The 25,851-nt window shown below is 72.0% G+C and carries 23 protein-coding genes and 2 tRNA genes; 13 read left to right on the top strand and 12 right to left on the bottom strand.

The window, feature by feature from the left end; genetic code table 11:
• Positions 1-15 precede the first annotated feature (15 nt).
• From ACWC5O_RS10005 to ACWC5O_RS10020, 4 genes are all read left to right on the top strand, one after another.
• Positions 16-2,916: a UPF0182 family membrane protein gene (locus ACWC5O_RS10005; protein ID WP_450581103.1), complete on the top strand. Its 2,901-nt coding sequence runs from the start codon at positions 16-18 to the stop codon at positions 2,914-2,916.
• Between the two features lie 41 nt (positions 2,917-2,957).
• A tRNA-Met gene (locus ACWC5O_RS10010) sits at positions 2,958-3,031 on the top strand.
• A 204-nt stretch (positions 3,032-3,235) separates the two neighbouring features.
• Positions 3,236-5,047 carry a tetratricopeptide repeat protein gene (locus tag ACWC5O_RS10015; RefSeq protein ID WP_450580951.1) on the top strand — a complete coding sequence of 604 codons (1,812 nt, stop codon included), beginning with the start codon at positions 3,236-3,238 and terminating at the stop codon, positions 5,045-5,047.
• Positions 5,048-5,114: 67 nt separating this feature from the next.
• A tRNA-Met gene (locus tag ACWC5O_RS10020) sits at positions 5,115-5,188 on the top strand.
• A 144-nt stretch (positions 5,189-5,332) separates the two neighbouring features.
• On the opposite strand, the gene ACWC5O_RS10025 is transcribed toward ACWC5O_RS10020, so the two are convergent.
• The 3 genes from ACWC5O_RS10025 to hisN all read right to left on the bottom strand — a co-directional run bounded on the left by ACWC5O_RS10025 (position 5,333) and on the right by hisN (position 7,226).
• Positions 5,333-5,749 (bottom strand): Fur family transcriptional regulator, encoded by a 417-nt coding sequence (locus ACWC5O_RS10025; protein WP_450580950.1) that lies wholly within the window; start codon positions 5,747-5,749, stop codon positions 5,333-5,335.
• Positions 5,750-5,839: 90 nt separating this feature from the next.
• A complete protein-coding gene (locus tag ACWC5O_RS10030) occupies positions 5,840-6,232 on the bottom strand; it encodes a CBS domain-containing protein (protein ID WP_450580949.1) in 393 nt (130 codons plus the stop codon).
• A gap of 193 nt (positions 6,233-6,425) precedes the next feature.
• The gene (gene hisN / locus ACWC5O_RS10035; protein WP_450580948.1) at positions 6,426-7,226 is read right to left on the bottom strand and encodes a histidinol-phosphatase; all 801 of its coding nucleotides are present in this window, start codon (positions 7,224-7,226) and stop codon (positions 6,426-6,428) included.
• Between the two features lie 192 nt (positions 7,227-7,418).
• Between hisN and ACWC5O_RS10040 the strand changes: the two genes are divergently transcribed.
• On the top strand, positions 7,419-8,030 hold the full coding sequence (locus tag ACWC5O_RS10040) for a TetR/AcrR family transcriptional regulator (RefSeq protein WP_450580947.1): 612 nt from the start codon (positions 7,419-7,421) through the stop codon (positions 8,028-8,030).
• Between the two features lie 63 nt (positions 8,031-8,093).
• On the opposite strand, the gene ACWC5O_RS10045 is transcribed toward ACWC5O_RS10040, so the two are convergent.
• The 4 genes from ACWC5O_RS10045 to ACWC5O_RS10060 form a co-directional block, all read right to left on the bottom strand.
• A complete protein-coding gene (locus ACWC5O_RS10045) occupies positions 8,094-8,417 on the bottom strand; it encodes a DMT family transporter (protein ID WP_450580946.1) in 324 nt (107 codons plus the stop codon).
• Between the two features lie 84 nt (positions 8,418-8,501).
• Positions 8,502-9,512 (bottom strand): ribosome small subunit-dependent GTPase A, encoded by a 1,011-nt coding sequence (rsgA, locus tag ACWC5O_RS10050; RefSeq protein ID WP_450580945.1) that lies wholly within the window; start codon positions 9,510-9,512, stop codon positions 8,502-8,504.
• A 16-nt stretch (positions 9,513-9,528) separates the two neighbouring features.
• Positions 9,529-10,845 carry a 3-phosphoshikimate 1-carboxyvinyltransferase gene (aroA, locus tag ACWC5O_RS10055; protein ID WP_450580944.1) on the bottom strand — a complete coding sequence of 439 codons (1,317 nt, stop codon included), beginning with the start codon at positions 10,843-10,845 and terminating at the stop codon, positions 9,529-9,531.
• Positions 10,846-10,873: 28 nt separating this feature from the next.
• Positions 10,874-11,596 carry a M50 family metallopeptidase gene (locus ACWC5O_RS10060; RefSeq protein WP_450580943.1) on the bottom strand — a complete coding sequence of 241 codons (723 nt, stop codon included), beginning with the start codon at positions 11,594-11,596 and terminating at the stop codon, positions 10,874-10,876.
• A 104-nt stretch (positions 11,597-11,700) separates the two neighbouring features.
• Here ACWC5O_RS10060 and ACWC5O_RS10065 point away from each other — a divergent pair, with 104 nt between their 5' ends.
• A complete protein-coding gene (locus ACWC5O_RS10065) occupies positions 11,701-12,516 on the top strand; it encodes an SOS response-associated peptidase (RefSeq protein WP_450580942.1) in 816 nt (271 codons plus the stop codon).
• 163 nt (positions 12,517-12,679) lie between these two features.
• Here the strand turns inward: ACWC5O_RS10065 and ACWC5O_RS10070 are convergent, their stop codons facing one another.
• On the bottom strand, positions 12,680-13,645 hold the full coding sequence (locus tag ACWC5O_RS10070) for a nucleoside hydrolase (protein ID WP_450581207.1): 966 nt from the start codon (positions 13,643-13,645) through the stop codon (positions 12,680-12,682).
• Between the two features lie 31 nt (positions 13,646-13,676).
• Positions 13,677-14,915: a threonine--tRNA ligase gene (gene thrS, locus ACWC5O_RS10075; protein ID WP_450581208.1), complete on the bottom strand. Its 1,239-nt coding sequence runs from the start codon at positions 14,913-14,915 to the stop codon at positions 13,677-13,679.
• Between the two features lie 339 nt (positions 14,916-15,254).
• Between thrS and ACWC5O_RS10080 the strand changes: the two genes are divergently transcribed.
• Positions 15,255-16,037, top strand: coding sequence for a hypothetical protein (locus ACWC5O_RS10080; RefSeq protein WP_450581209.1), 783 nt, complete (start codon positions 15,255-15,257; stop codon positions 16,035-16,037).
• A 5-nt stretch (positions 16,038-16,042) separates the two neighbouring features.
• Here ACWC5O_RS10080 and ACWC5O_RS10085 read toward each other — a convergent pair whose 3' ends face one another.
• Positions 16,043-16,762, bottom strand: coding sequence for a L,D-transpeptidase (locus ACWC5O_RS10085; RefSeq protein ID WP_450581210.1), 720 nt, complete (start codon positions 16,760-16,762; stop codon positions 16,043-16,045).
• Complete coding sequence (locus ACWC5O_RS10090; protein ID WP_386572827.1) at positions 16,752-17,255, bottom strand: SigE family RNA polymerase sigma factor; 504 nt, start codon at positions 17,253-17,255, stop codon at positions 16,752-16,754. The genes ACWC5O_RS10085 and ACWC5O_RS10090 overlap by 11 nt, the downstream gene beginning before the upstream one ends.
• Before the next feature lie 116 nt (positions 17,256-17,371).
• On the opposite strand from ACWC5O_RS10090, the gene ACWC5O_RS10095 reads away from it, so the two are divergent.
• From ACWC5O_RS10095 to ACWC5O_RS10105, 3 genes are read left to right on the top strand one after another with little or no spacing between them, the layout of a single operon-like run.
• Complete coding sequence (locus tag ACWC5O_RS10095) at positions 17,372-17,851, top strand: sigma factor-like helix-turn-helix DNA-binding protein (RefSeq protein ID WP_450581211.1); 480 nt, start codon at positions 17,372-17,374, stop codon at positions 17,849-17,851.
• A 20-nt stretch (positions 17,852-17,871) separates the two neighbouring features.
• Positions 17,872-18,519, top strand: coding sequence for a hypothetical protein (locus tag ACWC5O_RS10100; protein WP_450581212.1), 648 nt, complete (start codon positions 17,872-17,874; stop codon positions 18,517-18,519).
• Entirely contained in the window at positions 18,516-20,099 is a 1,584-nt protein-coding gene (locus ACWC5O_RS10105) for a transglycosylase domain-containing protein (RefSeq protein WP_450581213.1), read from the top strand. The genes ACWC5O_RS10100 and ACWC5O_RS10105 overlap by 4 nt, the downstream gene beginning before the upstream one ends.
• Positions 20,100-20,109: 10 nt before the next feature.
• On the opposite strand, the gene ACWC5O_RS10110 is transcribed toward ACWC5O_RS10105, so the two are convergent.
• Positions 20,110-21,453: a helix-turn-helix domain-containing protein gene (locus tag ACWC5O_RS10110; RefSeq protein ID WP_450581214.1), complete on the bottom strand. Its 1,344-nt coding sequence runs from the start codon at positions 21,451-21,453 to the stop codon at positions 20,110-20,112.
• Between the two features lie 110 nt (positions 21,454-21,563).
• On the opposite strand from ACWC5O_RS10110, the gene ACWC5O_RS10115 reads away from it, so the two are divergent.
• From ACWC5O_RS10115 to ACWC5O_RS10125, 3 genes are all read left to right on the top strand, one after another.
• Positions 21,564-21,770, top strand: coding sequence for a hypothetical protein (locus ACWC5O_RS10115; RefSeq protein WP_450581215.1), 207 nt, complete (start codon positions 21,564-21,566; stop codon positions 21,768-21,770).
• A gap of 259 nt (positions 21,771-22,029) precedes the next feature.
• Positions 22,030-23,598 (top strand): LCP family protein, encoded by a 1,569-nt coding sequence (locus tag ACWC5O_RS10120; RefSeq protein ID WP_450581216.1) that lies wholly within the window; start codon positions 22,030-22,032, stop codon positions 23,596-23,598.
• A 274-nt stretch (positions 23,599-23,872) separates the two neighbouring features.
• Positions 23,873-25,846 carry an Ig-like domain repeat protein gene (locus tag ACWC5O_RS10125; protein WP_450581217.1) on the top strand — a complete coding sequence of 658 codons (1,974 nt, stop codon included), beginning with the start codon at positions 23,873-23,875 and terminating at the stop codon, positions 25,844-25,846.
• Positions 25,847-25,851 lie beyond the last annotated feature (5 nt).

Below are 25,851 nucleotides of genomic sequence, written 5' to 3' on the forward strand. Positions count from 1 at the left end.
ACCTTGGCTTTCCAGATGCCGGACCGCGGCGGAGGCCCGACGGGGCCGCGGATCAGAGCGGGCCGCCCGTCCCGGCGCGCCCGGACCCTGCTCACGACCCTGGGCGTCCTGTCCGTCCTCGGCATGGCGTTCACCATGTTCGCGGGCTTCTGGACGGACTGGCTGTGGTACCGGTCGGTGCACTACTCGTCCGTGTTCACCACCACCCTGTCGACCAAGATCGGGCTGTTCTTCGTCTTCGGTCTGCTGATGGCTCTCGCCGTGGGCTTCAACATCTGGCTCGCGCACCGGCTGCGGCCCCCGCTGAGCGCCATGTCCATGGAACAGCAGAGCCTGGACCGCTACCGGATGGGCATCGCGCCGTACAAGACGTGGATGCTGCTCGCCGTCACCTCCCTCGTCGGCCTGATCGCCGGTGCCTCGGCATCCAGCCAGTGGCGCACCTGGCTGATGTGGGTCAACGGCGTGCCCTTCCACCAGAAGGACCCGCAGTTCCACCTCGACGTCTCCTTCTACGCCTTCGATCTGCCCTGGTACCGGTTCCTGCTCGGCTTCGGCTTCGCCACCGCGATCCTCTGCCTGATCGCCGCCGCGCTCACCCACTACCTGTACGGCGGGCTGCGCGTCACCAGCCCGGGCGCGCGCGCCACCGCCGCCGCGACCGGGCATCTGTCGGTGCTCCTCGGCCTCTTCGTGGCGCTGAAGGCGGTCGCCTACTGGCTCGACCGGTACGGCCTGGCCGTCAAGTCCAGTGACTTCAAGGCGACCGGCAACTGGACCGGTCTGCGCTACGTCGACGCCAACGCCTATCTGCCGGCCAAGACGATCCTGTTCTGCATCGCCGTCATCTGCGCGCTGCTGTTCTTCGCCACCCTGTGGCGGCGCACCTGGCAGCTGCCGGTCATCGGCTTCGGCCTGATGGTGCTCTCCGCGATCCTGATCGGCGGCCTGTACCCGGCCATCGTGCAGAAGTTCCAGGTGCAGCCCAACGAGCAGGCCAAGGAAGCCCCGTACGTCCAGAAGAACCTCAAGGCGACCCGTGAGGCGTACGGCATCGACGACGCCAAGGTCACCGAGTACCCGGGCAGGTCCACCACCACGGACAAGACCAAGCTGCGCGACCAGGTCGACGACACGGCCAGCATCCGCATCATGGACCCGAACGTCGTCTCGCCGACGTTCCAGCAGCTGCAGCAGATCTGGAACTACTACGGCTTCCCGACCAACCTCGACGTCGACCGGTACGCCAAGGACGGCAAGGACCAGGACACCGTCATCGGTCTGCGCGAACTGAACCTGGACGGCATCCCGAAGAACAACTGGATCAACGACCACTTCCGTTACACGCACGGCTACGGCGTGGTCGCCGCCAAGGGCACCGAGGCCGACTCGAGGGGCCGCCCGGTCTTCACGGAGAAGAACCTGCCCTCCGAGGGTGACCTGGGGACGTACGAGCAGCGCATCTACTACGGAGAGAAGACCTCCACGTACTCGATCGTCGGCGGTCCCCAGAAGGAGATCGACTACTCCGACGACCAGGGTGCGAAGACCACCAGCTACACCGGCAAGAGCGGGGTCAACCTCGACAACCCGATCAACCGGGCCGCGTACGCGGTGGCGTTCAACGAGCCGCAGATCCTCTACTCCGGCGCTATCGGCAAGGGCTCGCGGATCCTGTACAACCGCACGCCCAAGGACCGCGTCGAGGCCGTCGCCCCCTGGCTGACCATCGACGGCGACGCCTACCCGGCCGTGGTGAACCACCGCATCCAGTGGATCGTGGACGCGTACACGACGACGAACGGATACCCGTACGCCTCCCGTACGACCCTCGGTGACACGACGGCCGACTCGCTGACCGCGACGAACAACTCCCGTGCGGTGGTGGCCCAGCAGAACCAGGTCAACTACATCCGCAACTCGGTGAAGGCGACCGTCGACGCGTACACCGGCGAGGTCACGCTCTACCAGTGGGACACCAAGGACCCGGTGCTGAAGACCTGGATGAAGGCCTTCCCGGGCACGGTGAAGCCGCGCGCGGACATCTCCGCCGACCTGATGGCCCATCTGCGTTACCCGCAGGACCTGTTCAAGGTCCAGCGCGAGCTGCTCAGCCGCTACCACGTGACGGACGCGCAGACCTTCCTCAGCGGCAGCGAGGTGTGGGAGGTCCCGGACGACCCGACCAACGACTCCGGCAGCGCGGTGCCGCCGTACTACCTGAGCATGAAGATGCCGGACCAGAGCGCGCAGGCGTTCTCGCTGACGACGACGTTCACGCCGAACGGGCGGGACAACCTCAGCGCATTCATGTCCGTCGACTCCGATCCGCGGGCCGATGACTACGGCAAGATCAGAGTCCTGAAACTGCCGACGAGCACGACCGTCGACGGGCCCAAGCAGGTCCAGAGCCAGTTCAACTCCCAGGCCGACATCGCCGAAACCATCAGCCTGCTGAGCAGAGGCCACTCCAAGGTCGAGTACGGCAACCTGCTGACCGTGCCGCTGGACGGGGGCCTGCTGTACGCGGAGCCCGTCTACGTACGTGGCGGTGAACTCAAGTACCCCTTGCTGCGCAAGGTGTTGGTCACCTACGAGGGCAAGACCGCCTTCGAGGACACCCTGGACGAGGCGCTCAACAAGGTGTTCGGAGTGAAGGGGTCGACGCCACCCGGTACCGGCACCACCAACCCGCCCGGTGCCGGCAACCCGACGGTGAAGCAGGCGCTGGAAGACGCGCAGAAGGCCTTCGCCGCCGGGCAGCAGGCCCTGAAGGAGGGGCCGGACTGGGACGCGTACGCCAAGGCGCAGAAGGACCTGCAGGACGCGCTGAAACGGGCCGAGGAGGCACAGTCCAAGGCCGACAAGACAACCGACAAGACAACTGACAAGACAGCCGACAAGAACAACAGTTGATCAAGACCACTCCGCGCCGTGGTACGGTTGCCAGGCAACGGCGCGGGGTGGAGCAGCTCGGTAGCTCGCTGGGCTCATAACCCAGAGGTCGCAGGTTCAAATCCTGTCCCCGCTACTGAAGTCGAAGGCCCGGATCCTGAGGGATCCGGGCCTTCGTGGTGTGCGAACTCATGTGCAGACGGGAGGGACGGCCGCGCCGCCGTGGGGAGTTGGGCGACCTGTGTTTGACTTATCTCTCTGTGGGCATGTCGACAAAACGCTGAAGTGACCTCACGGGCTGCGGTATACCGGGTGTACCCAGGTTGCAGGTGGTGCGACGATGGACGTTATGGGGGACAAGGCAAATCTGTTCGAGACAGGGCGATTTGTGCAGCCTTCGAGTGAGGAGCCGACGCGGGACGAGATGGGCGACATGGGGGAAGCCGCCGAGGAGGTACGCCTCCGGCTTGCCGCGGAGACCGGCGACACCGAGGCGATGAGCGTCCTCGGGTCCTTGCTGCTGCGCCGCGGCGATCTCGACGGAGCCGAGCCTCAGCTGCGTGCCGCCACCGCGGCCGGGGACCGGGCCGCCGCCAACAATCTCGGTGTCCTCCTGCACCAGCGCGGCTACCCCGAGGAGGCCGCCGGCTGGTGGCGGATCGCCGCCGTCGCCGGCTCGGCCGCCGCCGCGCACGCGCTCGGCCGGTACCACCGTGAGCGCGGGGACGAACCCGCCGCCGAGTACTGGCTGCGCCAGTCCGCGGAGCAGGGCCATGTGCTGGGTGCGTACGCGCTCGCCGACCTGCTGGAGCACCGCGGGGACGCCGGCTGCGAGCAGTGGCTGCGGGCCGCCGCCGAGCGCGGGCACCGCGAGGCCGCCTACCGGCTCGCACGCGCGCTCGACCGCAAGGTCGCGCACGAGGACGAGGGCGGAGCTGACAACGCTGTCGAAGAGGTCGAGCAGTGGTACCGGCAGGCCGCCGCGCGCGGCCACCGGCGGGCCGCGCTGCACCTCGGGGCGATCCTGGAGAAGCGCGGGGAGCTGAAGGAGGCCGGGCGCTGGTACCTGACCTCCGCCAAGGACGGGGAAGCGCGCGCCGCCTGCGCGCTCGGGTTCCTGCTGCGGGACGCCGGGGACACCGAGAGCGCGGCCGTGTGGTGGCTCAGGGCCGCGCAGGACGGCGACGGCAACGCGGCCAACGCGCTGGGTGCGCTGCACGCCGAGCGCGGGGAGACGCAGACCGCCGAGCGCTGGTACCGGGCGGCGCTGGACGCCGGGGACGACAACGGGGCGTACAACCTCGGGCTGCTCTGCGCAGAGCAGGGGCGGACCGCGCAGGCCGAGCAGTGGTACCGGCGGGCCGCCTACGCCGGGCACCGGGAGGCGGCGAACGCGCTGGCCATCCTGCTGCTCCAGGGCGGCGACACGAGCGGGGCCGAGCCGTGGTTCTCCAAGGCGGCCGAGGCCGGGAGCGTGGACGCCGCGTTCAACCTGGGGATCCTGCACGCCGGGCGGGGTGAGGAGCAGGTCGCTCTGCGCTGGTACGAGCGGGCGGCCGCCGCCGGGCACACCGAGGCCGCACTGCAGGTCGGGATCGCATTGCTGCGCGAGGGCGACGAGCAGGAGGCCGAGCGGCATCTGCGGTGCGCGGCCGGCGGCGGCAGCGCCGAAGCGGCGTACCGGCTGGCCACCGTGCTGGACGCGCGGCGGCCGCCGGAGCCGGCGCACGAGCTGGGCGAGATCGTGCACGAGAAGACCGAGTGCGAGGAGTGGTACGAGCGGGCGGCCTCCCAGGGGCACCGGCGGGCGCAGGTGCGGGTGGGCATGCTCGCGGCGGCCCGGGGTGACGTGGTCGAGGCGGCGCGGTGGTACCGGGCGGCGGCGGAGGCCGGGTCGCGCAACGGGGCGTTCAATCTGGGGCTGCTGCTGGCCCGGGAGGGCAGCGAGCCGGAGGCGGCCGTGTGGTGGACGCGGGCCGCCGACGCGGGGCACGGGCGGGCGGCGCTCCGGCTGGCTCTCGTCTACGCGCGTCGCGGGGAACTGGCCGAGGGACAGAAGTGGGCCGACCGCGCGGTGGCGCTCGGGCCCGCGGAGGTCGCCGAGCGGGCAGGGCGGCTGCGGGATGCGCTGCGCGAGGAGCTCTCCGCGTGACCCTGGCCACTCGCCCCTAATCGATTTGCTTCAGCGGGCTGCCCTCACGTAGTGTCGTGTTCACCGACGCGGGGTGGAGCAGCTCGGTAGCTCGCTGGGCTCATAACCCAGAGGTCGCAGGTTCAAATCCTGTCCCCGCTACTGAAGGCCTGGGGCCGGAATCCAGAGATGGATTCCGGCCTCAGGTGTGTTCATGAACGTCTGGCCGTCAGCGTGTATGCACGAGCGAGTCACGGGCGAGTGTTCATGAGCAAGAAAAAAAGGGGGGCTTGCGCCCCCCTCGTGTCACGCGCCCGCGCAGGTCGGGCACAGCCCCCGGTACGTCACCTCGACGTCCGACACCGTGAAGCCGAAGCGCTCCGTGTCGGGGAGGTCGGCGAGCGGGTTGCCCGTCGGGTGCACGTCACGGATCGCGCCGCACTGGGCGCAGACCAGGTGGTGGTGCGGCCGGTGCGCGTTCGGGTCGTACCGCTTGGCGCGCTTGTCGGTGGAGACCTCGAGCACCTCGCCGAGGGAGACCAGCTCACCCAGCGTGTTGTAGACGGTCGCCCGGGAGATCTCCGGCAGCTTCGCGACGGCCCGCGCGTGGACCTCGTCGGCCGTCAGATGGACATGCTCGCCGTCGAGAACCTCGGCCACGACGCGACGCTGCGCGGTCATCCGCCATCCGCGTCCGCGCAGCCGCTCCAGAAGGTCGCTCATGGAGACCAGTGTAACGGCATCGAGACCAGATTCTGAACTGGTGTGACTTTGGAATGCTGTTCGAATTGGACTAAGTCCAATATCGGAGTCTCATGCGGGCACCTGCTGCCGTGCCGGTGCCCAGCAGCGGATGATGTCGCGGACCGAGACGATGCCGGCGGGCTCGCCGCGGTCGAGGACGACCAGATGCCGGAAGCCGCCGTGCGCCATGGCGCGGGCCGCCTCCTCCAGGGTCCAGGCCGGGGCCGCGAAGACCACGTCGTTGGTGGTGTGGGCGTGGATGAGTTCCGTGTCCGGGCTCTGTCCGAGGCCCACGGAGTTGAGGATGTCGCGTTCGGTGATGATCCCGATGCCGCCGGCGTCGGGATCGAGGACCACGGCGGCGCCGACACGACGGGCGGACATCAGGGCGGCTGCCTGGCGAAGTGTGTGGTTGGGGCCGAGGGTGAGGACCACGGTGCTCATGGCGTCACGGACGAGCATGGGACGGGCCACCTCCTATGGGAGTCCCCGGACTCGCGGAACCTGGCCGTTGGTTCGGGCCCGGCGCCGGAGGCGCCTATTGAGCACTGCACAAGTTCACAAGTGGGGGTGGCCTCAGAGTGCCAGGTAAAGGGTGGGTCAACAAGAGGGCGCGCGTGGCCAGTTGAGGGCGTGCGCGGGCTTCTCTCCTTGCTCAGTAGCGCTGGTTGAGATACCCCAGCAACTCGTCGTGCAGCAGACCGTTGGACGCTGCCGCGTTGCCGCTGTGCGGGCCCGGGCGGCCGTCGAGACCGGTGAAGGTGCCGCCGGCCTCGGTGACGACGATCGCGTTGGCGGCCATGTCCCACAGGGACAGCTCCGGTTCGGCGCAGATGTCGACCGAGCCCTCGGCGACCATCATGTAGGGCCAGAAGTCGCCGTACGCGCGCGTGCGCCACACCTCGCGGGTGAGGTCGAGGAAGCCGTTCAGGCGGCCCTGCTCCTCCCAGCCGGAGAGCGAGGAGTACGCGAAGGAGGCGTCCGAGAGCTTGCCGACGCGGGAGACGTGGATACGGGTCGCGGCGGACAGGCTGCGGCCGGTGAAGGCGCCGTGCCCCTTCGCGGCCCACCAGCGGCGGCCGAGGGCGGGGGCGGAGACGACGCCGACGACGGGCTGGTAGCCGCCCTCGCCCGCTTCCATCAGGGAGATGAGGGTGGCCCAGACGGGGACGCCGCGGACGTAGTTCTTGGTGCCGTCGATCGGGTCGATCACCCAGCGGCGGGGGCCGGTGCCCTCGATGCCGTACTCCTCGCCGAGGATCGCGTCCCGGGGGCGGGCGCGCTGGAGCTGGCCGCGGATGAGCTCTTCCGCCGCCTTGTCCGCTTCGCTCACCGGGGTCATGTCCGGCTTCGTCTCCACCTTCAGGTCGAGGGCCTTGAAGCGGGCCATGGTGGCGGCGTCGGCCGCGTCCGCGAGGACGTGGGCGAGGCGGAGGTCGTCGAGGTAGTCCGGCATGTGAGGAACGGTATCTGGCGAGGGGATACGGGGCCATAGGGGGCCTGGGGGCAGGAGTGCGCGGGGGCGTGCTGCGTAAGGGCCGGCAGATGCATCGGTCACCCGGAGCGCCCCTCCGCACCACCGCGAACCCTTGACAGTGCATGTATGCGCGTCAAATCTGGGCGCAGAGCTGCTCGCCCCAGGGAGGCGATGATGCCTGCAGCCCGGGAATCGCTACTGGACGCCGCCTATACGGCGCTCGGGCGTCGGCCGTGGTCCGCGGTGCGGATGGTCGACGTGGCAGCGGCGGCCGGGGTGTCCCGGCAGACGCTGTACAACGAGTTCGGGAGCAAGGAAGGGCTGGCCAGGGCGCTGGTGCGGCGGGAGGCCGACGGATATCTCGCCGGAGTGGAGCGGGCCCTCGCCGCGCACACCGACCCGCGGGACCGGCTGACCGCCACCGCCGAGTGGATGGCGTCGGCCGCCCGGGACAACGCGCTGGTACAGGCCATGCTCACCGGCTGCTGGAGCGAGCGTCTGCCCACGCCGACCCTGTCCGCCGTGCCGTCCTCCTCCGCCGTACCCGCGCAGCGCCGGGCGGACGGACCGCTGCCCTCGCCCCGCGACTTCGTGCAGATCGTGCGGGACCGGGCGGTGACGGTGCTGACCGGTCCCGCCGCGGCCACGGCGGACACCGCCGAGCTGGTCCGGTCCTGCGAGCTGGCCGTACGGGTCGCCCTGTCGTGCGTCGCGGCCCCGCCGGGTGAGGGAGGAGTGGCCGAGCTGGTGCGCAGCGCCCTGGTCCGGCAGCGCGTCGGCTAGGGTCTGAGCGGCGGAGCAGGTCGTAGGGCCCAGGGGCTGTCCGGCGGATCGGGCCGGAAAGGTCTAGTGCGCCGACCCCGACAGCTGCAGCCCGATCACGCCGACGATCACCAGGGTGATCGAGACGATCTTCAGGGTCGACACCAGGTCGCCGAGGAAGACCATGCCGTAGATCGCGGTGCCGGCCGCGCCGATCCCGGTCCACACGGCGTACGCGGGGCCGACGTCGAGCTTCCTCAGGGAGAGGGTCAGCAGGCCGAAGCTGCCCAGCGCGAAGCTGGCGAACGCGACCGTCGGCCACAGGCGGGTGAAGCCGTGGGAGAGCTTGAGGCACACGGCGAAGCCGGTCTCCAGAAGCCCGGCCACGATGACCAGCAGCCACGCCATGTGCTGTCCTCCCGTAGGTCCGGCGGTCCGGCTCGGTGCGAGTATGCACTTACCGTCCCGGCACCCCGGCAAACAACGCGATGCTCAGTCGCCTTCCCGACGCTCCCGCGTGGCCAGCAGCCGGCGCAGGGAGAACAGCCGTGCCGGGTCCGCGTGGCCCTCCTCGACCCACGCGTCCAGCGCGCAGTCAGGCTCGTCGTGGCTGCACGCGCGCGGGCAGCCCTCGGTGCCCGGTTCCAGGTCGGGGAAGGCGTGGATCACCCGGGACGGGTCGATGTGCGCGAGGCCGAAGGAGCGCACGCCCGGGGTGTCGATGACCCAGCCGTCCGTACTGGTCAGGGGCAGCGCCAGCGCCGAGGTGGTGGTGTGCCGGCCGCGGCCGGTGACCACGTTGACGTGTCCCGTCGTACGGCGGCGGTCCTTCGGGACCAGCGCGTTGACCAGGGTCGTCTTGCCGACGCCCGAGTGGCCCACGAAGGCGGTGGTCTTGCCGTTCAGGTACTCGCGCACCCGGTCCGCCGCGTCGCCGTTCTCCAGCTCCTCGCGACTGGTGACGACGTAGGGGATGTCGAGGTGGCCGTACAGCTCCAGCAGCTTGTCCGGCGGGGCCAGGTCCGACTTGGTCATCACCAGCAGCGGTTCCAGACCACCGTCGTAGGCCGCGACCAGACAGCGGTCGATCAGTCGGGGGCGGGGTTCAGGGTCCGCCAGGGCCGTGACGATGGCCAGCTGGTCCGCGTTGGCGACGACCACGCGCTCGTAGGGGTCGTCGTCATCGGCCGTACGACGCAGCAGCGAGGTGCGCTCCTCGATGCGCACGATCCGCGCGAGCGTGTCCTTCTGGCCGGACAGGTCGCCGACCAGGGCCACCCGGTCGCCCACCACGGCCGCCTTGCGGCCCAGTTCGCGGGCCTTCATGGCCATGACCGGACGGTCCTCGACCAGACAGGTCAGCCGGCCCCGGTCGACGGTGAGGACCATGCCCTCGGCCGCGTCCTCGTGCTTGGGCCGGATGTTCGTGCGCGGCCGGTTGCCCTTGCGGTTCGGGCGGCTGCGGATGTCGTCCTCGTCGGTGTGCTTGCCGTAGCGGCGCATGGTTCCAGTCCGCCCGTCAGTTCCCCAGCATCCCGGCCCACAGGTCGGGGAAGTCGGGCAGGGTCTTCGCCGTCGTCGCCACGTTCTCGATCTGCACGCCCTCGACCGCCAGGCCGATGATCGCACCGGCTGTCGCCATGCGGTGGTCCTCGTAGGTGTGGAAGGTGCCGCCGTGCAGCGGGCGCGGGCGGATGTGCAGGCCGTCGGCCGTCTCGGTGACGTCGCCGCCGAGTTCGTTGATCTCCTTGGTGAGCGCGGCCAGCCGGTCCGTCTCGTGCAGCCGCAGATGGGCCACGCCACGCAGGGTGGAGGGGGAGTCCGCGAGGGCCGCGACCGCCGCGATGCCCGGGGTCAGCTCGCCCACGTCGCCCAGGTCGACGTCGATGCCGTGGACCGCGCCCGAGCCGGTGAACTCCAGCCCGTACTCGGTCAGTTCGCAGGAACCGCCCATTTCGGTGAAGATCTCCCGCAGCCGGTCACCCGGCTGCGTGGTGCGGGCCGGCCAGTCCGGGATCAGCACCTTGCCGCCGGTGACCAGGGCCGCCGCCAGGAACGGCTGGGCGTTCGACAGGTCCGGCTCGATCGTCAGGTCCCGGCCGAGCAGCGCGCCCGGCGTCACCCGCCACACGTTCGGCTCGCCGCCCGACTCCGGGGTGTCCACCTGGGCGCCGACCGCGCGCAGCATGTCCACGGTCATCCGGATGTGCGGCATGGAGGGCAGGGACGCGCCGGTGTGGCGGACCTCGACACCCTGGTTGAAGCGCGGGCCGGACAACAGCAGCGCCGAGACGAACTGGGAGGACGAGGAGGCGTCGATCGACACCGGGCCGCCGTCCAGGGCCCCGCTGCCGTGCACGGTCAGCGGCAGCGCGCCCCGGCCGTCGTCGTCGATCCGGGCGCCGAGCACGCGCAGCGCGTCGATCACGCCGTTCAGGGGACGCTCGTACGACCGCGGGTCCCCGTCGAACCGGACGGGACCGTCGGCCAGCGCGGCCACGGGCGGCAGGAAGCGCATCACCGTGCCGGCGTTGCCGACGTCGACGGTGGCCGGACCGCGCAGGCCCGTGGGCAGCACCCGCCAGGCCTCACCGGAACCGTCCGGGCCCACCCCCTCCTCGATCTCCACGCCCATGGCCCGCAGGGCACCGGCCATCAGCAGCGTGTCGCGGGAGCGCAGCGGGCGGCGCAGCCAGCCGGGCTCGGAAGCCAGGGCGGCGAGCACGAGGGCGCGGTTGGTGACCGACTTGGACCCGGGCACGTGGACCGTCGCGTCGACGGCTCCGCTCGCGTGCGGGGCGGGCCAGAGGGCGGGGTGGGCGGTGTTCGGGGCCATGGGGCCACTTTATAAGGAGGGCCCGGCATCAACCTTCCAGCAGCCAGCGGCCCCCACCGATGAGCGAGCACAGCGACACCGCGTGGAACAGGAACAGCCACAACCCCGCCGGTACGTGCGTCAGCCGCGACAGCTGGTCCGCGTCCGAGTCCCCCGCACCTCCCCGGGCCCGCTTCGCCTGCAGCTCGAAGGGCGGTCGTACGCCCCCGAAGAGGAGGAACCACACCACCGCGTACGCGAACGCCGCCTGCACCTGCGGTCCCGCCAGCCACGACACCAGCAGGAACGCGCCTCCGGCGAGGACCACGGTCAGGACCCCGTAGGCGTTGCGGATCATCACCAGCATCACCACGAGCAGCGCGGTCGCCACCCACAGCAGCAGCGTGATGTGGCCCGCGGCCAGCAGCGCGGCGCCGCCGAGGCCCAGCAGCGAGGGGGCCGTGTAGCCCGCGGCCGCCGTGAGGATCATGCCGAGGCCGTACGGCTTGCCGCGGCTGACGGTGAGGCCGCTGGTGTCGGAGTGCAGGCGTATGCCCGTGAGCTGCCGGCCCGTGAGCAGGGCCACCAGCCCGTGGCCGCCCTCGTGCGCGATGGTGATGGCGTTGCGCGAGAGCCGCCACAGGGAGTGCGGGACGACGACGGCGAGGGCGGCGACGAGGGTGGCGAGCACCACCCACAGGTCGGGGTCGGGCTGGGTGCCGGTGAGCCGGTCCCAGAGGTCGGGCAGCGCGGTGGCGGCGAGGCTGTCCATGTCTGGCGGTGGCTCCCTGTCGTCGACATCGATGGGGGTCGGCGCGAAGCGCCGTCGTCGGGGGTGGTGGTCGGGTGGCGGGTGGGCCTGGCAGTGTGGCACGTATGTGCGGACGGTATGCATCCAGTCGTAGGCCCGAGGATCTCGCAGGAATCTTTGAGATCGAGAAGTGGGCGCCCGAGGAGACCTTGGAGCCGGACTACAACGTGGCTCCGACCAAGGAGGTCTACGCCGTCCTGGACCGTCCCCTGAAAGACGCGTCCGAGCCTCGGCCGGTTCGGCAGCTGCGCAGGCTCAAGTGGGGACTGGTGCCCTCCTGGGCCAAGACGCCCGAGGGCGGCGCCCGGATGATCAACGCGCGCGCGGAGACCGTGCACGAGAAGCCGGCCTACCGCCGCGCCTTCGCCGCCCGGCGCTGCATCCTGCCCGCCGACGGCTACTACGAGTGGGTCACCGGCAAGGACGAGCGGGAGCTGGAGGTCGAGGGGAGGAAGAAGCGGCCTCGCAAGCAGCCGTACTTCGTGCTGCCCGCCGACGGCTCGGTGTTCGCGATGGCCGGGCTGTACGAGTTCTGGCGGGACCGGACCCTGCCCGACGACCACCCGCAGGCCTGGTGGGTCACCTGCTCGGTGATCACCACGGATGCGGAGCAGACCCCGCTGGCCGTCGCCCCCGCCGAGGGCCCGCACACCCTCGCCGAGATCCACCCGCGGATGCCGCTGATGCTCACCCCGGACCGCTGGGACGCCTGGCTGGACCCGGCCCGCACCGACCCGGACGACCTGCGCGAGCTGCTCGCCCCGCCCCCGCCCGGCCTGATGCGCGCCTACCCGGTCGCCACGGCCGTCAGCAACGTCCGCAACAACGGCCCGGAGCTGCTGGAGGAGCTGGACGCGCCGGAAGTGGGCACCCTCTTCTAGTGCCCCGACAGGCAACGTTCGCCCCGTCGCGACGCCCGGCACGCACTCTCGCCGCACCGGCCGAAAGCCCAAGTACGTCCAGTACGAGGACTTCCGGCCGGCACGCCGAGAGCACGCACCGGACGCCGCTCCTTGACGGGCAAACGTTGCCTGCCGGGGCGCACTAGGTTCGCTCCACCGTCTCCAGGTACAGCTTCACGTACCGCTCCACGTCCACCGCCAACGCCACGTCCACCAGGGCCTGTTCGCGGGCGCCGCCGTGGATCTCGGACTCGCCGGGGCGGGGGCGGCGGTCGACGATCGTCTGGCCGCGGGCCGGGCCGGGGGCCAGGGAGACCTCGACGGGCAGCAGGCGGGTGGTGATGCCGGCCGGGTCCGCGACCGCGCACACCGCGCCCGCGTCACCGAGGCCGCCGGCCGGGTCGTCGCCGTCGGGTTCGGGTGCGGACGGGCGGTGGGCCAGCAGCTCGCCGGCCAGCCGGGTGCCCCGTTCCCTGCTCTCCCGCAGCCGCCGTACGTCCGTGCCCGGTACGACGACCTGGGTGAACACGTCGAGCCCGTACATGGTGATCGGCACCCCGGCGGTGAGCAGGACCGCCGCCGCCTCCGGGTCGTGCCAGACGTTGAACTCGGCGACCGGCGTGGCGTTCCCGGTGGCGACCGCGCCGCCCATGAACACGATCCGCTCGATGTTCCGGGTCACCTCCGGGTGAGTGCGCAGCAGGAGCGCGATGTTGGTGAGCGGTGCGGTCGGGATCAGGGTGACCGGGGTCGGGGAGGCCAGGATCTCGCGGTACAGGAGGGTCACGGCGTCCACGGCGGCGCTGCCGCGTCCGGGCGCGGGGAGGCCGAGGTCGCCCATGCCGTCCACGCCGTGCACGTGCCGCGCCGAGCGGGCCGGCTCGATCAGCGGGCGCTCGGCGCCCCGCGCCACCGGGATGTCGGGTGCGCCCGCCTCCTCCAGCACGGTCAGGGTGTTGCGGACCACCCCGTCGACGTCGGTGTTCCCGGCCACACAGGTCACCGCCCTGAGGTCCAGGCCCGGGTGGCGTACGGCGAACAGCAGGGCCAGGGCGTCGTCGACCCCGGTGTCGCAGTCGATGATCACGGGGATGGGCTGACCGGTCACGTCGGACTCCTTCCGTCGTACCGACACTAGGTCAGGACCAGAGTGCGGTGCCCTTCGCCGCCACCCGGTCGGCGATGCGCCGTAGCAACTCGGGCACCGGGAGCGCACCGGGGCGGCGGCCGTCCCGCAGGCGCAGGGCCGCGAGGCCCGCGTCGGCCTCCCGGTCGCCGATCACCGCCTGGTACGGGACCAGGCGGGCCGCGCGGACGCGGGCGCCGAGGGTGCCCTGTTCGGGAGCGGCGAGTTCGGCGCGCAGGCCCAGCGCGGCCGCCTCCCGGACCACCGCGGCCGCCCGCTCCACCTGCTCCTCCGCGACCGGCAGCACGGCCAGCTGCACGGGGGCCAGCCAGGCCGGGAAGGCCCCGCCGTGCGCCTCGATGAGGTGGGCCACGGCCCGCTCCACGCTGCCGATGATGCTGCGGTGCACCATCACCGGCCGGTGCCTCGCGCCGTCGGCGCCGATGTAGTGCAGGTCGAAGCGGGCGGGCTGGTGGAAGTCGATCTGCACGGTGGACAGGGTGGACTCGCGGCCGGCCGGGTCCGCGATCTGCACGTCGATCTTGGGGCCGTAGAAGGCGGCCTCGCCCTCCGCCTCCTCGTACGCCACGCCGGACCCGGCCAGCACCTCCTTCAGCAGCGCGGTGGCCCGCTGCCACAGCTCCGGGTCGGCGACGTACTTGCCGCCCTCGCCGGGCAGCGAGAGACGGTGGCGTACGGCCCCGATGCCGAGGTCGGCGTAGGCGCGGGCGATCAGCTCCAGCGCGGCGCGGGCCTCCTCGACGGCCTGGTCGAGGGTGCAGAAGATGTGGGCGTCGTTGAGCTGGATGGCGCGCACGCGGGTCAGGCCGCCGAGGACGCCGGACAGTTCGGCGCGGTACATGGTGCCCAGCTCGGCGATGCGCAGGGGCAGTTCGCGGTAGCTGTGCGAGCGGGAGCGGTAGATCAGGGCGTGGTGGGGGCAGAGGCTGGGGCGCAGGACGACCTCCTCCGCGCCCAGGTTCATCGGCGGGTACATGTCGTCGCTGTAGTGGTCCCAGTGCCCGGAGGTCTCGTACAGCTCGCGCTTGCCGAGCGCGGGCGAGTACACGTGCCGGTAGCCGGCGGCGCGTTCCGCCTCCCGGATGTACTCCTCCAGGGTGTGCCGTACGACGGCCCCGTCCGGGAGCCAGTAGGGCAGGCCCGCGCCCATCAGCGGGTCGGTGTCGAACAGGCCGAGTTCACGGCCGAGGCGACGGTGGTCGGGGACGCGGTCGCCGATCGGATCGGTCATCGGGTGCTCCTCGGTGCGGGAGGCGAACACCCCGGTACATGCCGAAGCCCCAGGGCGTTCGCCCCGGGGCTTCGGACTGGGTCAGGTGTCAGCGCGCCGGGACGGTCTCCGGCGTCGTCGTGCTCTGCGGACACGGCTGGGCGCGCTTCATGAGGCGACCGTAACGGCGGCCCCGGCCGCACGGCCACCGATTTTCCCCGGGCCCTCCCCGCCGCTCACCCGGACGGCTTTTCCCGCCCTCACCCGGACGGCCCGGAGCGCTGGTGAGCGGGTCGCGGCGATGGTGCCGTGAGAGCAGGCACCTCCACCCCCACCTGCCCCGTCAGGGAGGCACCCCAGATGACCGCCGCCATACGCACCCACGCCCTCCCTCTCGCCGCCCTCGCCACCGGCCTTCTCACCCTCACCGGCTGCGCGGCCCTCGGCCTGGAACGCCCGCCGTCCGCGCACCAGCCCCTCCCCACCGTCGACAAGCCCTCTCCCTCGGCCAAGCCCTCGGCCCGGGCCGACGGATCCACGCTCACCGACGACCAGGCCCGGGCCGCGCTCATCACGGAGACCGACCTCGGCGCCCCCTGGTCCGCGACGCGCGGGGCGGCCACCTGGCGGGACGGCCTGCTGAAGGCGACCACCACGGCCGGGGAGTGCCAGGGCCTGCTCGACGCCCTCTACTCCGACGAACTCCTCGGCGCACCCGCCCGGGTCGCCGTGGGCCTCGACGACGACGACACCGCCGCCCAGCTCCGCTACCAGATCGCCGCCCGCCGCCCGTCGGACGTCGACGCCGCGCTGAAGTGGCTGCAGACGATGCCGGTCCAGTGCGCCCGCTTCACGGCCACCACGGAGAACGGCCTGGTCGAGGACGTCCAGGTCCAGGACGCCCCGCTGCCGGAGGTCGGGGACGTGCGCCAGGGCCTGCACGTCACCGTCGCCACCACGACGGCCGACAACGAGGACGTCTTCCTGACGATGGACCTGGCCGCCGTCCGCGTCGGCGAGGACGCCTTCGCCCTCACCAACGCCGGCCTGGGCGACGTACCGAACGACGCGACACAGCTGGCCGTCCAGATCGGCGCACTCCGCCTGGCGGACGTACGCAAGCAGGGCCGGGCCCAGGTCTGACCCCGCTAGGGCGTCGGCGTGGAGGCCCGCAGCGTCGGCGCCCGTCCCGTCACCAGCACCACCGCGCCCTTGTCCAGCCGTGTGTACACCCACTTCGCGTCGGCCTCGGGCAGGCCGATCCAGCCGCCCGTGGACGCGTAGGTGCCGGGGGCCTTCAGGTCGTAGGTGAGGGCGACGACGGCCGTGGTCTTCCTCCGGTCGGCGGAGCGCAGCTCGATCACCCACGGAACGCTCGGCATCGCCGCGCCACTGCCGTTGCCATCGCCGCTCCCGATCTCCATCTCCCGCTTCAGGGACTTGGCGACGACAGTGAACCGGCCGGTGGCCGTGGGCAGTTCGGGCACGCCGGAGGAGATGGGCATGATCCGCCCGTCGACGGTCATCGTCATCCCGGTGAGGTCGACGACGGCGTCGGCGGCGGCCGGAGTCGGGGTCGGTGCGGGTGCCGGGCTGGTCCGCAGGCGGGGACTGGCGGCCGGAGTGGTGCGGCGGCCGGAGTCGGAGTCGTGGCCGAGGCCGACGGTCAGCGTGCCGGCGAGGGCCGCCGCTGCGGCGACCCCGGCGAGGACGACGGTCGTACGCCGGCGACGGCCCCGGCGTGCGGCGAGACGGCGGATCTCGGCACCGGCGACGGGCGGCGGAAACTGGTGCTCCTCGGCCAACGTCCGCAGCGCACCGCAGAGTTCGGGGCGGAGGTCGGCGTCGTGGTCGCGGTCATCGGACACGGTCGCCCTCCCTCTCCCCCTCGCCCGGGGCCAGCACCCGGGCCAGTGCCGCGCGGCCACGGGACAGACGGGCCTTGACCGTCCCCACCGGGGCGCCGGTTTCCGAGGCTACTTGCTCCACGCTCAGGTCGCACAGGTGATGCAGGACGACGGCCATCCGCTGGGCCTCGGGCAGGGTGCGCAGCGCGGAGACGAGCGCGGCGTGCTCGGGGTCGGGTCCGGGCACGGACTCCGGCGGCGGGGTGCGCCGCACCAGTTCCAGCCAGCGCCGGGCGCGCCGCCACCGGCTGACGGCGAGCCGCATCGCGACGGTCCTGACCCACGCCTCGGGCGCCCCGTCCGCGAGGAAGTCGCGCCGCCGGTCCCAGGCCCGTACGAACGCCTCCTGCACGACGTCCTGCGCCTCGCCGTGATCCCCGGTGAAGGCGTAGAGCTGGCCGGTCAGACGGGGGAACGCGGCGGCGTAGAACGCGTCGAACTCGTCCTCGGTCATGCCACCCCCTGCCACTCGTGCCCCAACTTCCCCGTAGCGCCGTGCAACCCGGACCGCTTCGCGGTGCGTACAGGTCCCGTACGCCGCACATCGAAACACATCGCAGGGGGAACCCGATGACGACCAGAGCCGGCCGCCGAACCCGTCATCGCGCCGCTCGCTCCGGCCGCCGGACCGAGTTCGGCAGTTACGCCGCCGTGGCCTGGCCGCGTCTGCTGCGCACGGCCCATCTGCTGACCGGCGATCCGGCCGAGGCCGACGCCCTGGCGCGCACCGCCCTGTCCGACGCGTACGCCCGCTGGCGGCGCATCCCGGGCAACGACACCGACTTCTACGTACGCCGGCTGCTGGTGCGCCGCCATCTCGGACACCTTCTCGGACACCTTCCCGGCCGCCGTCCGCGCCGCACGGGACCCGCGCCGCAGGCCCCGCTCGCCGGCGCCCTCGCCGCCCTGCCCGCGCGCCAGCGGGTGGTGCTGGTCCTGCGCCTGGGCGAGGACCTGGGCCGGCTGGAGATCGCCGAGATGCTCGGCTGGTCGGTCGGTGCGGTGAAGTCGTACGAACGACGGGGGCTGAAGGCCCTGGGGGCGGCATGAAACACAGGCAACCACAGCCCGTGGCCGACGAGTTGGGCGAGGCCTTCGCCGTCGCCCGCGACGCGGCGCCCCGCACGCCCGTCCCGCTCGCCGCCATCGAGCGCGAGGGCCGGGCGCGGCGCCGCCGGCGCCGGATCACGGCGGTGCTGACCTGCTGTCTGCTGGTGCTCGGCCCGCTCGGCTACGTCGGCGGGCGGCTGGCGGGTGTGTCCGGCTCGGGTCCCGTGACGCCCGGACGGTCCGTGGCCGCCGGGACCGTGCGGGTGGTGGCCGCCGGTGAGCACGTACGGCCGCTGTCCGGCGAGGAGTTGTGGCTGACGAAGGACGGCGCGCACTGGTCGTCGCCCCAGGGCGGGGGCGAGTCCCTGCCGGTCTCGGGGCTCTCCGCGGAACCCCCGACCGTCACCCTCCGGCTGGAGGTGACCGGCCGGAGCGGGCTGCTGCTGTCCGGCGTCCACCGCGGCGGCGGACCGGCCGCCCGCGTCGAGGTGCGGCTGCCCTCCGGCAGGACCGCCGGGACCGTGCTCACACTGGCGGGGACCCCGGGCTGGGACGTCTGGTACGCGACCCCCCGACTCCCGTCCGACAAGCAGGAGTTGATGCAGACCCGGGTCACGGTCTACGACGCCGGCGGCAAGGTCCTGGCGCGGGGCGGGGTGGGCCGGTGAAACGTCTCCTCAAGCATCTGCGCCGCCGCCGGGGCCGCTGGGTCCGGCGCATCCTCGGGGCGCTGCTCGCGCTGTGCCTCGCGCTGGTCGGCACGGTGTGGGTGGCGTACCTGCTCACGGCCGTCCCCGACCCGCACCCGGAGACGGTGAGCCAGAGCACGGTCTTCCTGGACGCGGAGGGGGAGTATCTGGGCCGGCGCGGGCCGGTGGACCGGCAGGACGTGTCCCTCGCGCAGGTGCCGCGGCACGTCCAGGACGCGGTGATCGCCGCCGAGAACCGTTCCTTCCGCACGGACTCGGGCGTCTCGCCCAGCGCGATCGTGCGCGCGGCCGTGGCCACACTCTCCGGCGGGGAACGCCAGGGCGGTTCGACGATCACCCAGCAGTACGTGAAGAACGCCCTGCTGAGCCCCGAGCAGTCCCTGACCCGCAAGGCCCGTGAGGCGCTGATCGCCGTCAAGCTGGACCGCACCCGCTCCAAGGACGCGATCCTGGAGGGCTACCTCAACACCGTGTACTTCGGCCGGGGCGCGGCGGGCATCGAGTCGGCGGCGCGGAACTACTTCGGCGTGGACGCCAAGGACCTCACGGTGTCGCAGGGCGCGGCGCTCGCGGCCATCATCAACCGGCCGACGTACTACGAACGGGCGGGCTCGGACGCGAAGGTCACCGCGACCCTGCAGAAGCGCTGGCGCTGGGTCCTGGACGCGATGCGCTCCTCGGGCAGCGTCACGGCCGCGCAGCGCTCCTCGGCCGCCTTCCCGGCCTTCCGCTTCTATCCGCCCGGCGGCACGGACGGCCAGCGCCAGTACCTGATCGACGCGGCCGCCACCGAGGCCGCCCGCCGGCTCGGCATCACGCAGGACCAGCTTGCGCGCGGCGGCTACACGGTCCGTACGACCTTCGACCTGAGCACGCAGTACGCGGTGTCGGAGCGCGTGCGCCAGCAGTCCGCGGGCCTGCCCAAGGGCACGAAGCTGCACGCGGCCGTGATCGCCATGGTCCCCGGCGACGGCGCGGTCCGCGTGCTGTACGGCGGTACGGACTACGCCCACCAGCCCTTCAACGACGCCCTGTCGGGCGCGGTCGAGGCCGGTACGGCACTGCGGCCCTTCAGCGGCCTGCCGCTCGGCGCGCCGCTGTCCAGGCTCGCGCGCACCGCGGCACCGACACCGCTGACCGTGGCCTCGGCGTACGCGGCCGCGGCAGCCGACGGCACCTACGCGACGCCGTACACGGTGGAGCGGATCACCCGGGGCGGCGACACCGTGTACACGGCCCACCCGGACCGGCACCGGGTCATGGGCGCCGTCATGGCCGCGGCGGCGGCCAAGTACGCCGGCACGGGCGGGCTGCCGACGTACACCGGCGGTGCGGGCACGGGCCCCGGCACCCGGACGCTGTGGCAGTCGGCGTACACCGGCCGGCTCGCCCTCACCACCGCCCTGTTCGCCGAGCATCCGGCCGCGCAGGGGCACCCGGCGCGACCGGCCCACCTCCCGACCTCGGCCGGGGAGCTGGCCACCGGGATCCAGTCGGACGTGCTCACTCCCAAGTCGGTGACACCTGTGCGCAGGTGAGGGCGGAAGGTCACAGGGGCGGCTGCGCGGGCGCCGGGCCGAGGGTCGTGGTACCCGGCGCCGTGCGGTGGCCGAGGCCCGTGCGATAGGCGTCCAGGGCCGCCTCCACGCGGCCGGTGCGGCGCAGCAGGTCGCCCAGGAGGCGGCACAGGTCGGCCAGGTCGCCGGCCGCTCCGGCCCGTTCCAGGAGACTGAGGGCGCGGACGTAGTGCTCCTCGGCGGCCTCGGTGTCGCGGGCGTCCTCGGCGATGATGCCGAGGAGGCGGTGCGCGGCGGCTGCGTGGACTGCGCCGCGTTCGGAGGAGAGGTCGCCGAGGACGCCGTTGAGCAGGTCGGCGGCCTCGGTCGACTTGCCGCGCCGGTGCAGGACGTCGGCGAGTTCCACGGCGGCCTGGCTGCGGTAGAGGGCGGCCCGGGTCTGGGCGAGCATGGCGAGGGCCTGGCGCAGCTCGGCCTCGGCCCGGTCCAGGTCGCCGTTCTGGGCGCTGACGTAGCCGCGCATCCAGTGGCAGTTGGCGAGTTCGGTGCGCAGCTGGAGCTGGCGGTACAGCTCGGCCGCCTTGGCGAGGGAGGCGTCGGCCTCGGCGACCCGGCCCTCGGCGAGCAGGGTGCGGGCGACCGAGCGGTGCATCCGGGCGATCAGCGCCGGGTCCGCGGCCTGCGGGGCCAGGGCCAGCGCGAACTCGGCGGCCTGGGCGGCGCGGGCGTGGGCGCCCATGTCCATGTAGGGGCCGATGGCGCTGGCGTAGAGGAGCAGCAGGGCGTCGGGGTCGTGCAGGCCGCCGCGGTTGAGTTCGTCGAGGGTGGATTCCAGGAGGTAGACGGCGTAGCGGAGTTCGCCGGCGAGGTAGTGGGCGATCGCGCGGCCGCGGACGGCCGGGACACGGCTGGGGAGGGCCTCCTCCGCGAGAGCCTGCTCGGCTCGCTCGAAGTGGTCACGGGCCCGGGCCAGTTCGCCCGTCTCCAGGGCGGATTCGCCGAGTCCCAGCAGAGCGGTCGCCTGCTCGGCGGCCAGGCCGTGCGTCTCCGCCTCGGCGAGCAGCACGGCGTACTGGCCGGCCGCCTCCTCCGCCTTGCCGTCGGCGAGGGTGCGCTGCGCCTCGGTGAGCCGCAGCCGGAGGGCGGTGGCGAGGCGGGCGGGCCGGCCGACGGCCAGCTCCTCGAGGGTGACGCCGAGGCGGTCCGCGATGTGCCCGAGCGCCTCGTCGGAGGCGCGGACCCGGCCCGCCTCCAGGGTGGAGATGTAGGCGGGCGTGTACGCCGGTTCGGCCAACTGGCGCTGGGTCAGACCCCGCTCGGTGCGCAGTTGCTGCACGCGCCGGCCGACGACCTCCGGATCGTCCCGTTCCCGCATTCTCCGCTCCCCCCAACTCCCCTGGAACCTCTTGCCGTTCGGGTCTCGCACCCCTAGGTTAAACGGCGAATTAAACATGCTTAAGAGGCCGCTGTTGTTGGGAGGTCACCGTGCACGGACGTACATCCGCACCCTACGGACGCCCCAGCGCACCGCCTCCCTTCCGGCCCCGCCCGAGCGGGGGCACCCCGGCCGCCCGGGGCCTGGCAGCGGCCGTGCTCGCGGTCGCGGCACTGATCACGGCGGCGAACGCCGGCCCGGCCCGGGCGGCGGACGCCCCGCCGAGCCCGCCGGCCGTGCACCGGGCTCAGCCCTGACGGATTCTCCGGTACGGCGCATCGGGCACGTACGTCGACGTAAGCCCGGCAAACGGCCCGGCGGCGGCTTCCCGGAAGCGAAGTCCGAGCACAACCGCCAAAGAAACCGGGGCAGTTCGTCAACCCCGGAGAAGGTTGTACGCGAGTGGCATATCTCACCACCCGCCCCTGCATGGATGACCTCGCCGTTAGTGTGTGCGATCCGGTGCAGCCGCGACGAGGTCAACGTGCGCTTCGTCAGGGCGGGAAGGGCAGGGGAATGACGCTGGACGCGCAGGCGCGGCCGAAGGACCGGGAGCGGCACGGCGGTGGCGGCAGCCGCGGACACGGCGGCACCGGACCCGACGCCCCACGCCCCAAGCGTCGGATACTGCGCTGGTCGGCGGCCACCCTGGCCGTCGTCATACTCGGCACCGCGGGCGCGGGTTACCTCTACTACGAGCACCTCAACGCCAACATCAAGAAGGCCAGGCTGAACCTCGGCGACTCCGCCGCGCCCGAGGCGACCCCGAACGCCGACGGCCAGACCCCGCTGAACATCCTGATGATCGGCTCGGACAGCCGGAACACCGCGAAGGACCTGAAGCTCGGCGGGTCCAAGGCCGACGTGGGCCGCCCGCCGCTCGCCGACGTGCAGATGCTGCTGCACGTCTCGGCCGACCGCAGCAACATGTCCGTGGTCAGCCTCCCGCGCGACACGATGATCCCGATCCCCAAGTGCACCGACCCGGACAACAAGGTGTACGACGCGCTCTCGCTGGCCATGGCGAACGAGTCGCTGGGCCGCGGCGGCCCGGGCTGCACCGTCGCCACCTGGGAGAAGCTCACCGACATCCACATCGACCACTTCATGATGGTCGACTTCTCCGGGGTGGTCGACATGGCGGACGCCATCGGCGGCGTCCCCGTGTGCGTCAGGCAGAACGTCTACTCGCACACCTCCGACGGCCACGGCTCGGGCCTGAAACTGGAGGCGGGCACCCACCCGGTCAAGGGCGAACAGGCCCTGCAGTGGCTGCGCACCCGCTACGGCTTCGAGGACGGCACCGACGTCGCCCGCACCCACGCCCAGCACATGTACATGAACTCGATGGTCCGCCAGTTGCGCGCGAACGCGACGCTGGGCAACCCCACCGAGATGCGCAGGCTCGCGGAGGCCGCGACGAAGGCGCTCACGGTCGACGAGGGCCTCGGCACGGTCAAGAAGCTGTACGACCTGTCCGGGGAACTGCAGAAGGTCCCGACCAAGCGCATCACGATGACGACGCTGCCCACCGTGCAGTGGTCGCAGGACCACAACCGGCTGGTGCCCGACTCCGAGGACGCCGACCAGCTCCTCTCCATGGTCCGCGACGACACCCCGCTGGACGGCCGCGCGGCCAAGCACAGGACCGAGCAGACGTCGAAGGACCCCGCGGCCCCGGCCGGTGCCCTCGCGGTCCAGGTCCGCAACGGCACCGGGACCACCACCGAGGCCCCGGCCCCCCAGCGGGCGAGCGCGGTCACCCAGGTCCTGCGGGGCAAGGGGTTCACCCAGGCCGAGGCGGACATCACCGCGGCCACCGAGGCCAAGACCCTTCTCCTCTACCCCAGCGCCGATCTGGAGGGCGACGCCCAGGCCGTGGCCAAGGCGCTCGGCGTCCCGCTGGGCCAGGTGCACCGGTCGACCGACGTCTCGGGCGTCACCCTGATCGTCGGCGCGGACTGGCGCACCGGCGACACCTACCCGAAGAGCAAGAGCCCGGACAAGGCGCCCTCGACGGCGGCCGTGCTTCCCGGCGACAAGGAGGACGCGTGCATGGAGGTGCAGAAGGGGTTCACTTGGTAGCCCTGATCGCCCTTCCGGCGCCGGGCCGTGGGCGGTGCGGGTTCTCGGCCGTGCCGAGCGACCACAGCCTCCACTTCGCGCCCGGCCTGTCCACGGTTGTCCCGGGTGTGCGGACCCTGGTCTCGGGGGCACTCGCCTTTTTGTCAGTGGCATGACCTAGTCTTCGCCACCTAGTCTTCACTCATCCGCCACGCACGGCACACAGGGGGCTCGCACATCAGCCGTGCCGCGTGGCGCTCACCTCACTCATTCGTTCCGGGGGGTTCGAATCAGCGTGCGTATGCGCACCCTCACGACTGCCACCACTCTGGCCGTCCTCTTCAGCTCGGCGGCGCTCGCCGCCACGCCGGCAGCCGCCGACTCCACCAAGATCCTGCCGGTCAAGCAGACCGCCGACATCGTGGTCGACGGAGTGCACCACCAGGTCTTCGTCAGCGACCCGGGCAACGGCAAGATCGTCGTCACCGACTACGCCGGCAACGTCGTCAAGCAGCTCAGCACGAACCTGACCGGCGTGAGCGGCCTCGAACTGTCCGCCGACTCCGGCACGCTCTACGCGGCCGTGCCGGGGCTCGACGCCATCGCGGTCTTCGACACCACCACCGACACCGAGACCACCCGGTACGAGGTCAAGGCCGACCAGCCGCGCAGCGTCGCACTCGCGGGCGGCAAGCTGTGGTTCGGCTACGGCGGCGCCGCCGCGGGCAACATCGGTTCCGTCGACCTCGCGAGCGAGCAGCACGAGGTCACCCTGGACCTGGACAACGGCTGGTACAGCGCGCCGGTCCTCGACGCGGCGCCCGGCTCGAACACCCTGGTCGGGGCGCAGACCGGGGACAGCTCCGGCAAGGTCGTCTCGTACGACGTCACGTCCGGCACGCCGAGCAAGCTCGCCTCCACCAGCGCCGGCGAGAACACGCGGGACATCGCCGTCACGCCGAACGGCCAGGACGTCGTCGTGGCCAGCGGATACCCGTACCACCACCCGGTGTTCAAGACCGCCGACCTCACGGCGGACGGCAGCTACGCCAGCGCCACCTACCCGAACGCCGTGGCCGTCGCCCCGGACGGGACGGTCGCTGCGGGCGTCGACGGCTGGTACAACCCGGACATCTTCGTCTACAAGCCGAGCGCCACCACGTCGGTGCGCGAGTACGACTTCCCGAACACGGGCCACACCAGCGGTTCCGACGAACTCGCCGACTCCGCCCTCGCCTGGGCGCCCGACGCCTCCCGGCTGTTCGCAGTGTCGTACAACAGCGACGGCGTCTACTCCCTGCGTGCCTTCGACGCTCCGACCAAGGCGACGACCACCGTCACGGTGGACGCCCCGGCCACCGCGGCCCGCGCCAAGCAGCTCACGGTCAAGGGCAAGGTCACCTCGAAGGTCGCCCTCCCCGCCGACGCCAAGCTGACCGTCACCCGCACCGACCTGGACTCCCCGAACGGCAAGACCCTGCCCTCGGTGACGGTCAAGGCCGACGGCGGCTACTCCTTCACCGACACCCCGCCGGCCGGCGGCAAGGTGAAGTACAAGGTGGCCTACGCGGGCGACGCCGACCACGCGGCGGGCTCCGGCACCGACACCGTGGACGTCTCCCGCGCCAAGCCGACGCTGTCGGTCAACAACAACGGCAAGGTGTACTCCTACGGCAAGGACGTGAAGTTCACGGCCCACCTGGGGACGACCTACAAGAACCGCACGGTGGAGATCTGGGCCGACCCGTTCGGCTCCGACAAGCCGAACAAGCTGGTGAAGTCCGGCAAGGTCAACTCCGACGGCAACCTGTCGGTCACGCTGGACCTGAAGCGGGACACCAAGGTCACGGCGAAGTTCGCGGGCGACGCCCGCTACCAGCCCCGCTCGGTCTCCAGCACGGTCGGCGCCAAGGTGAGCGTGTCCACGTCGGTCAGCGGCTACTACAAGGCGCAGAGCTCGTGGAGCCACACCTACTACTTCTTCCACAAGACGAAGAACCCGCTGATCACGACGAAGATGCCGTACTTCCCGGGCCGTAAGCAGAAGTTCGAGTTCGAGGTGCACTACCAGGGCAGGTGGTACCCCGGCGACCCCGCGTACTTCGCGCTGGGCTCCGACGGCGTGTCCAAGGTGCAGATCACCGGCGACCACGGCCAGGACGTCGGCTGGCGGTTCCGGGTCCGCTCGTCGTACATCAACGGCTCCTCGGGTGACACGGTGAACTCCACGACGCACGGCGCCTGGAAGTACTTCACCTTCACCAGCTGAGGCCG

The sequence above is a fragment of the Streptomyces sp. NPDC001450 genome (genome assembly GCF_053597295.1).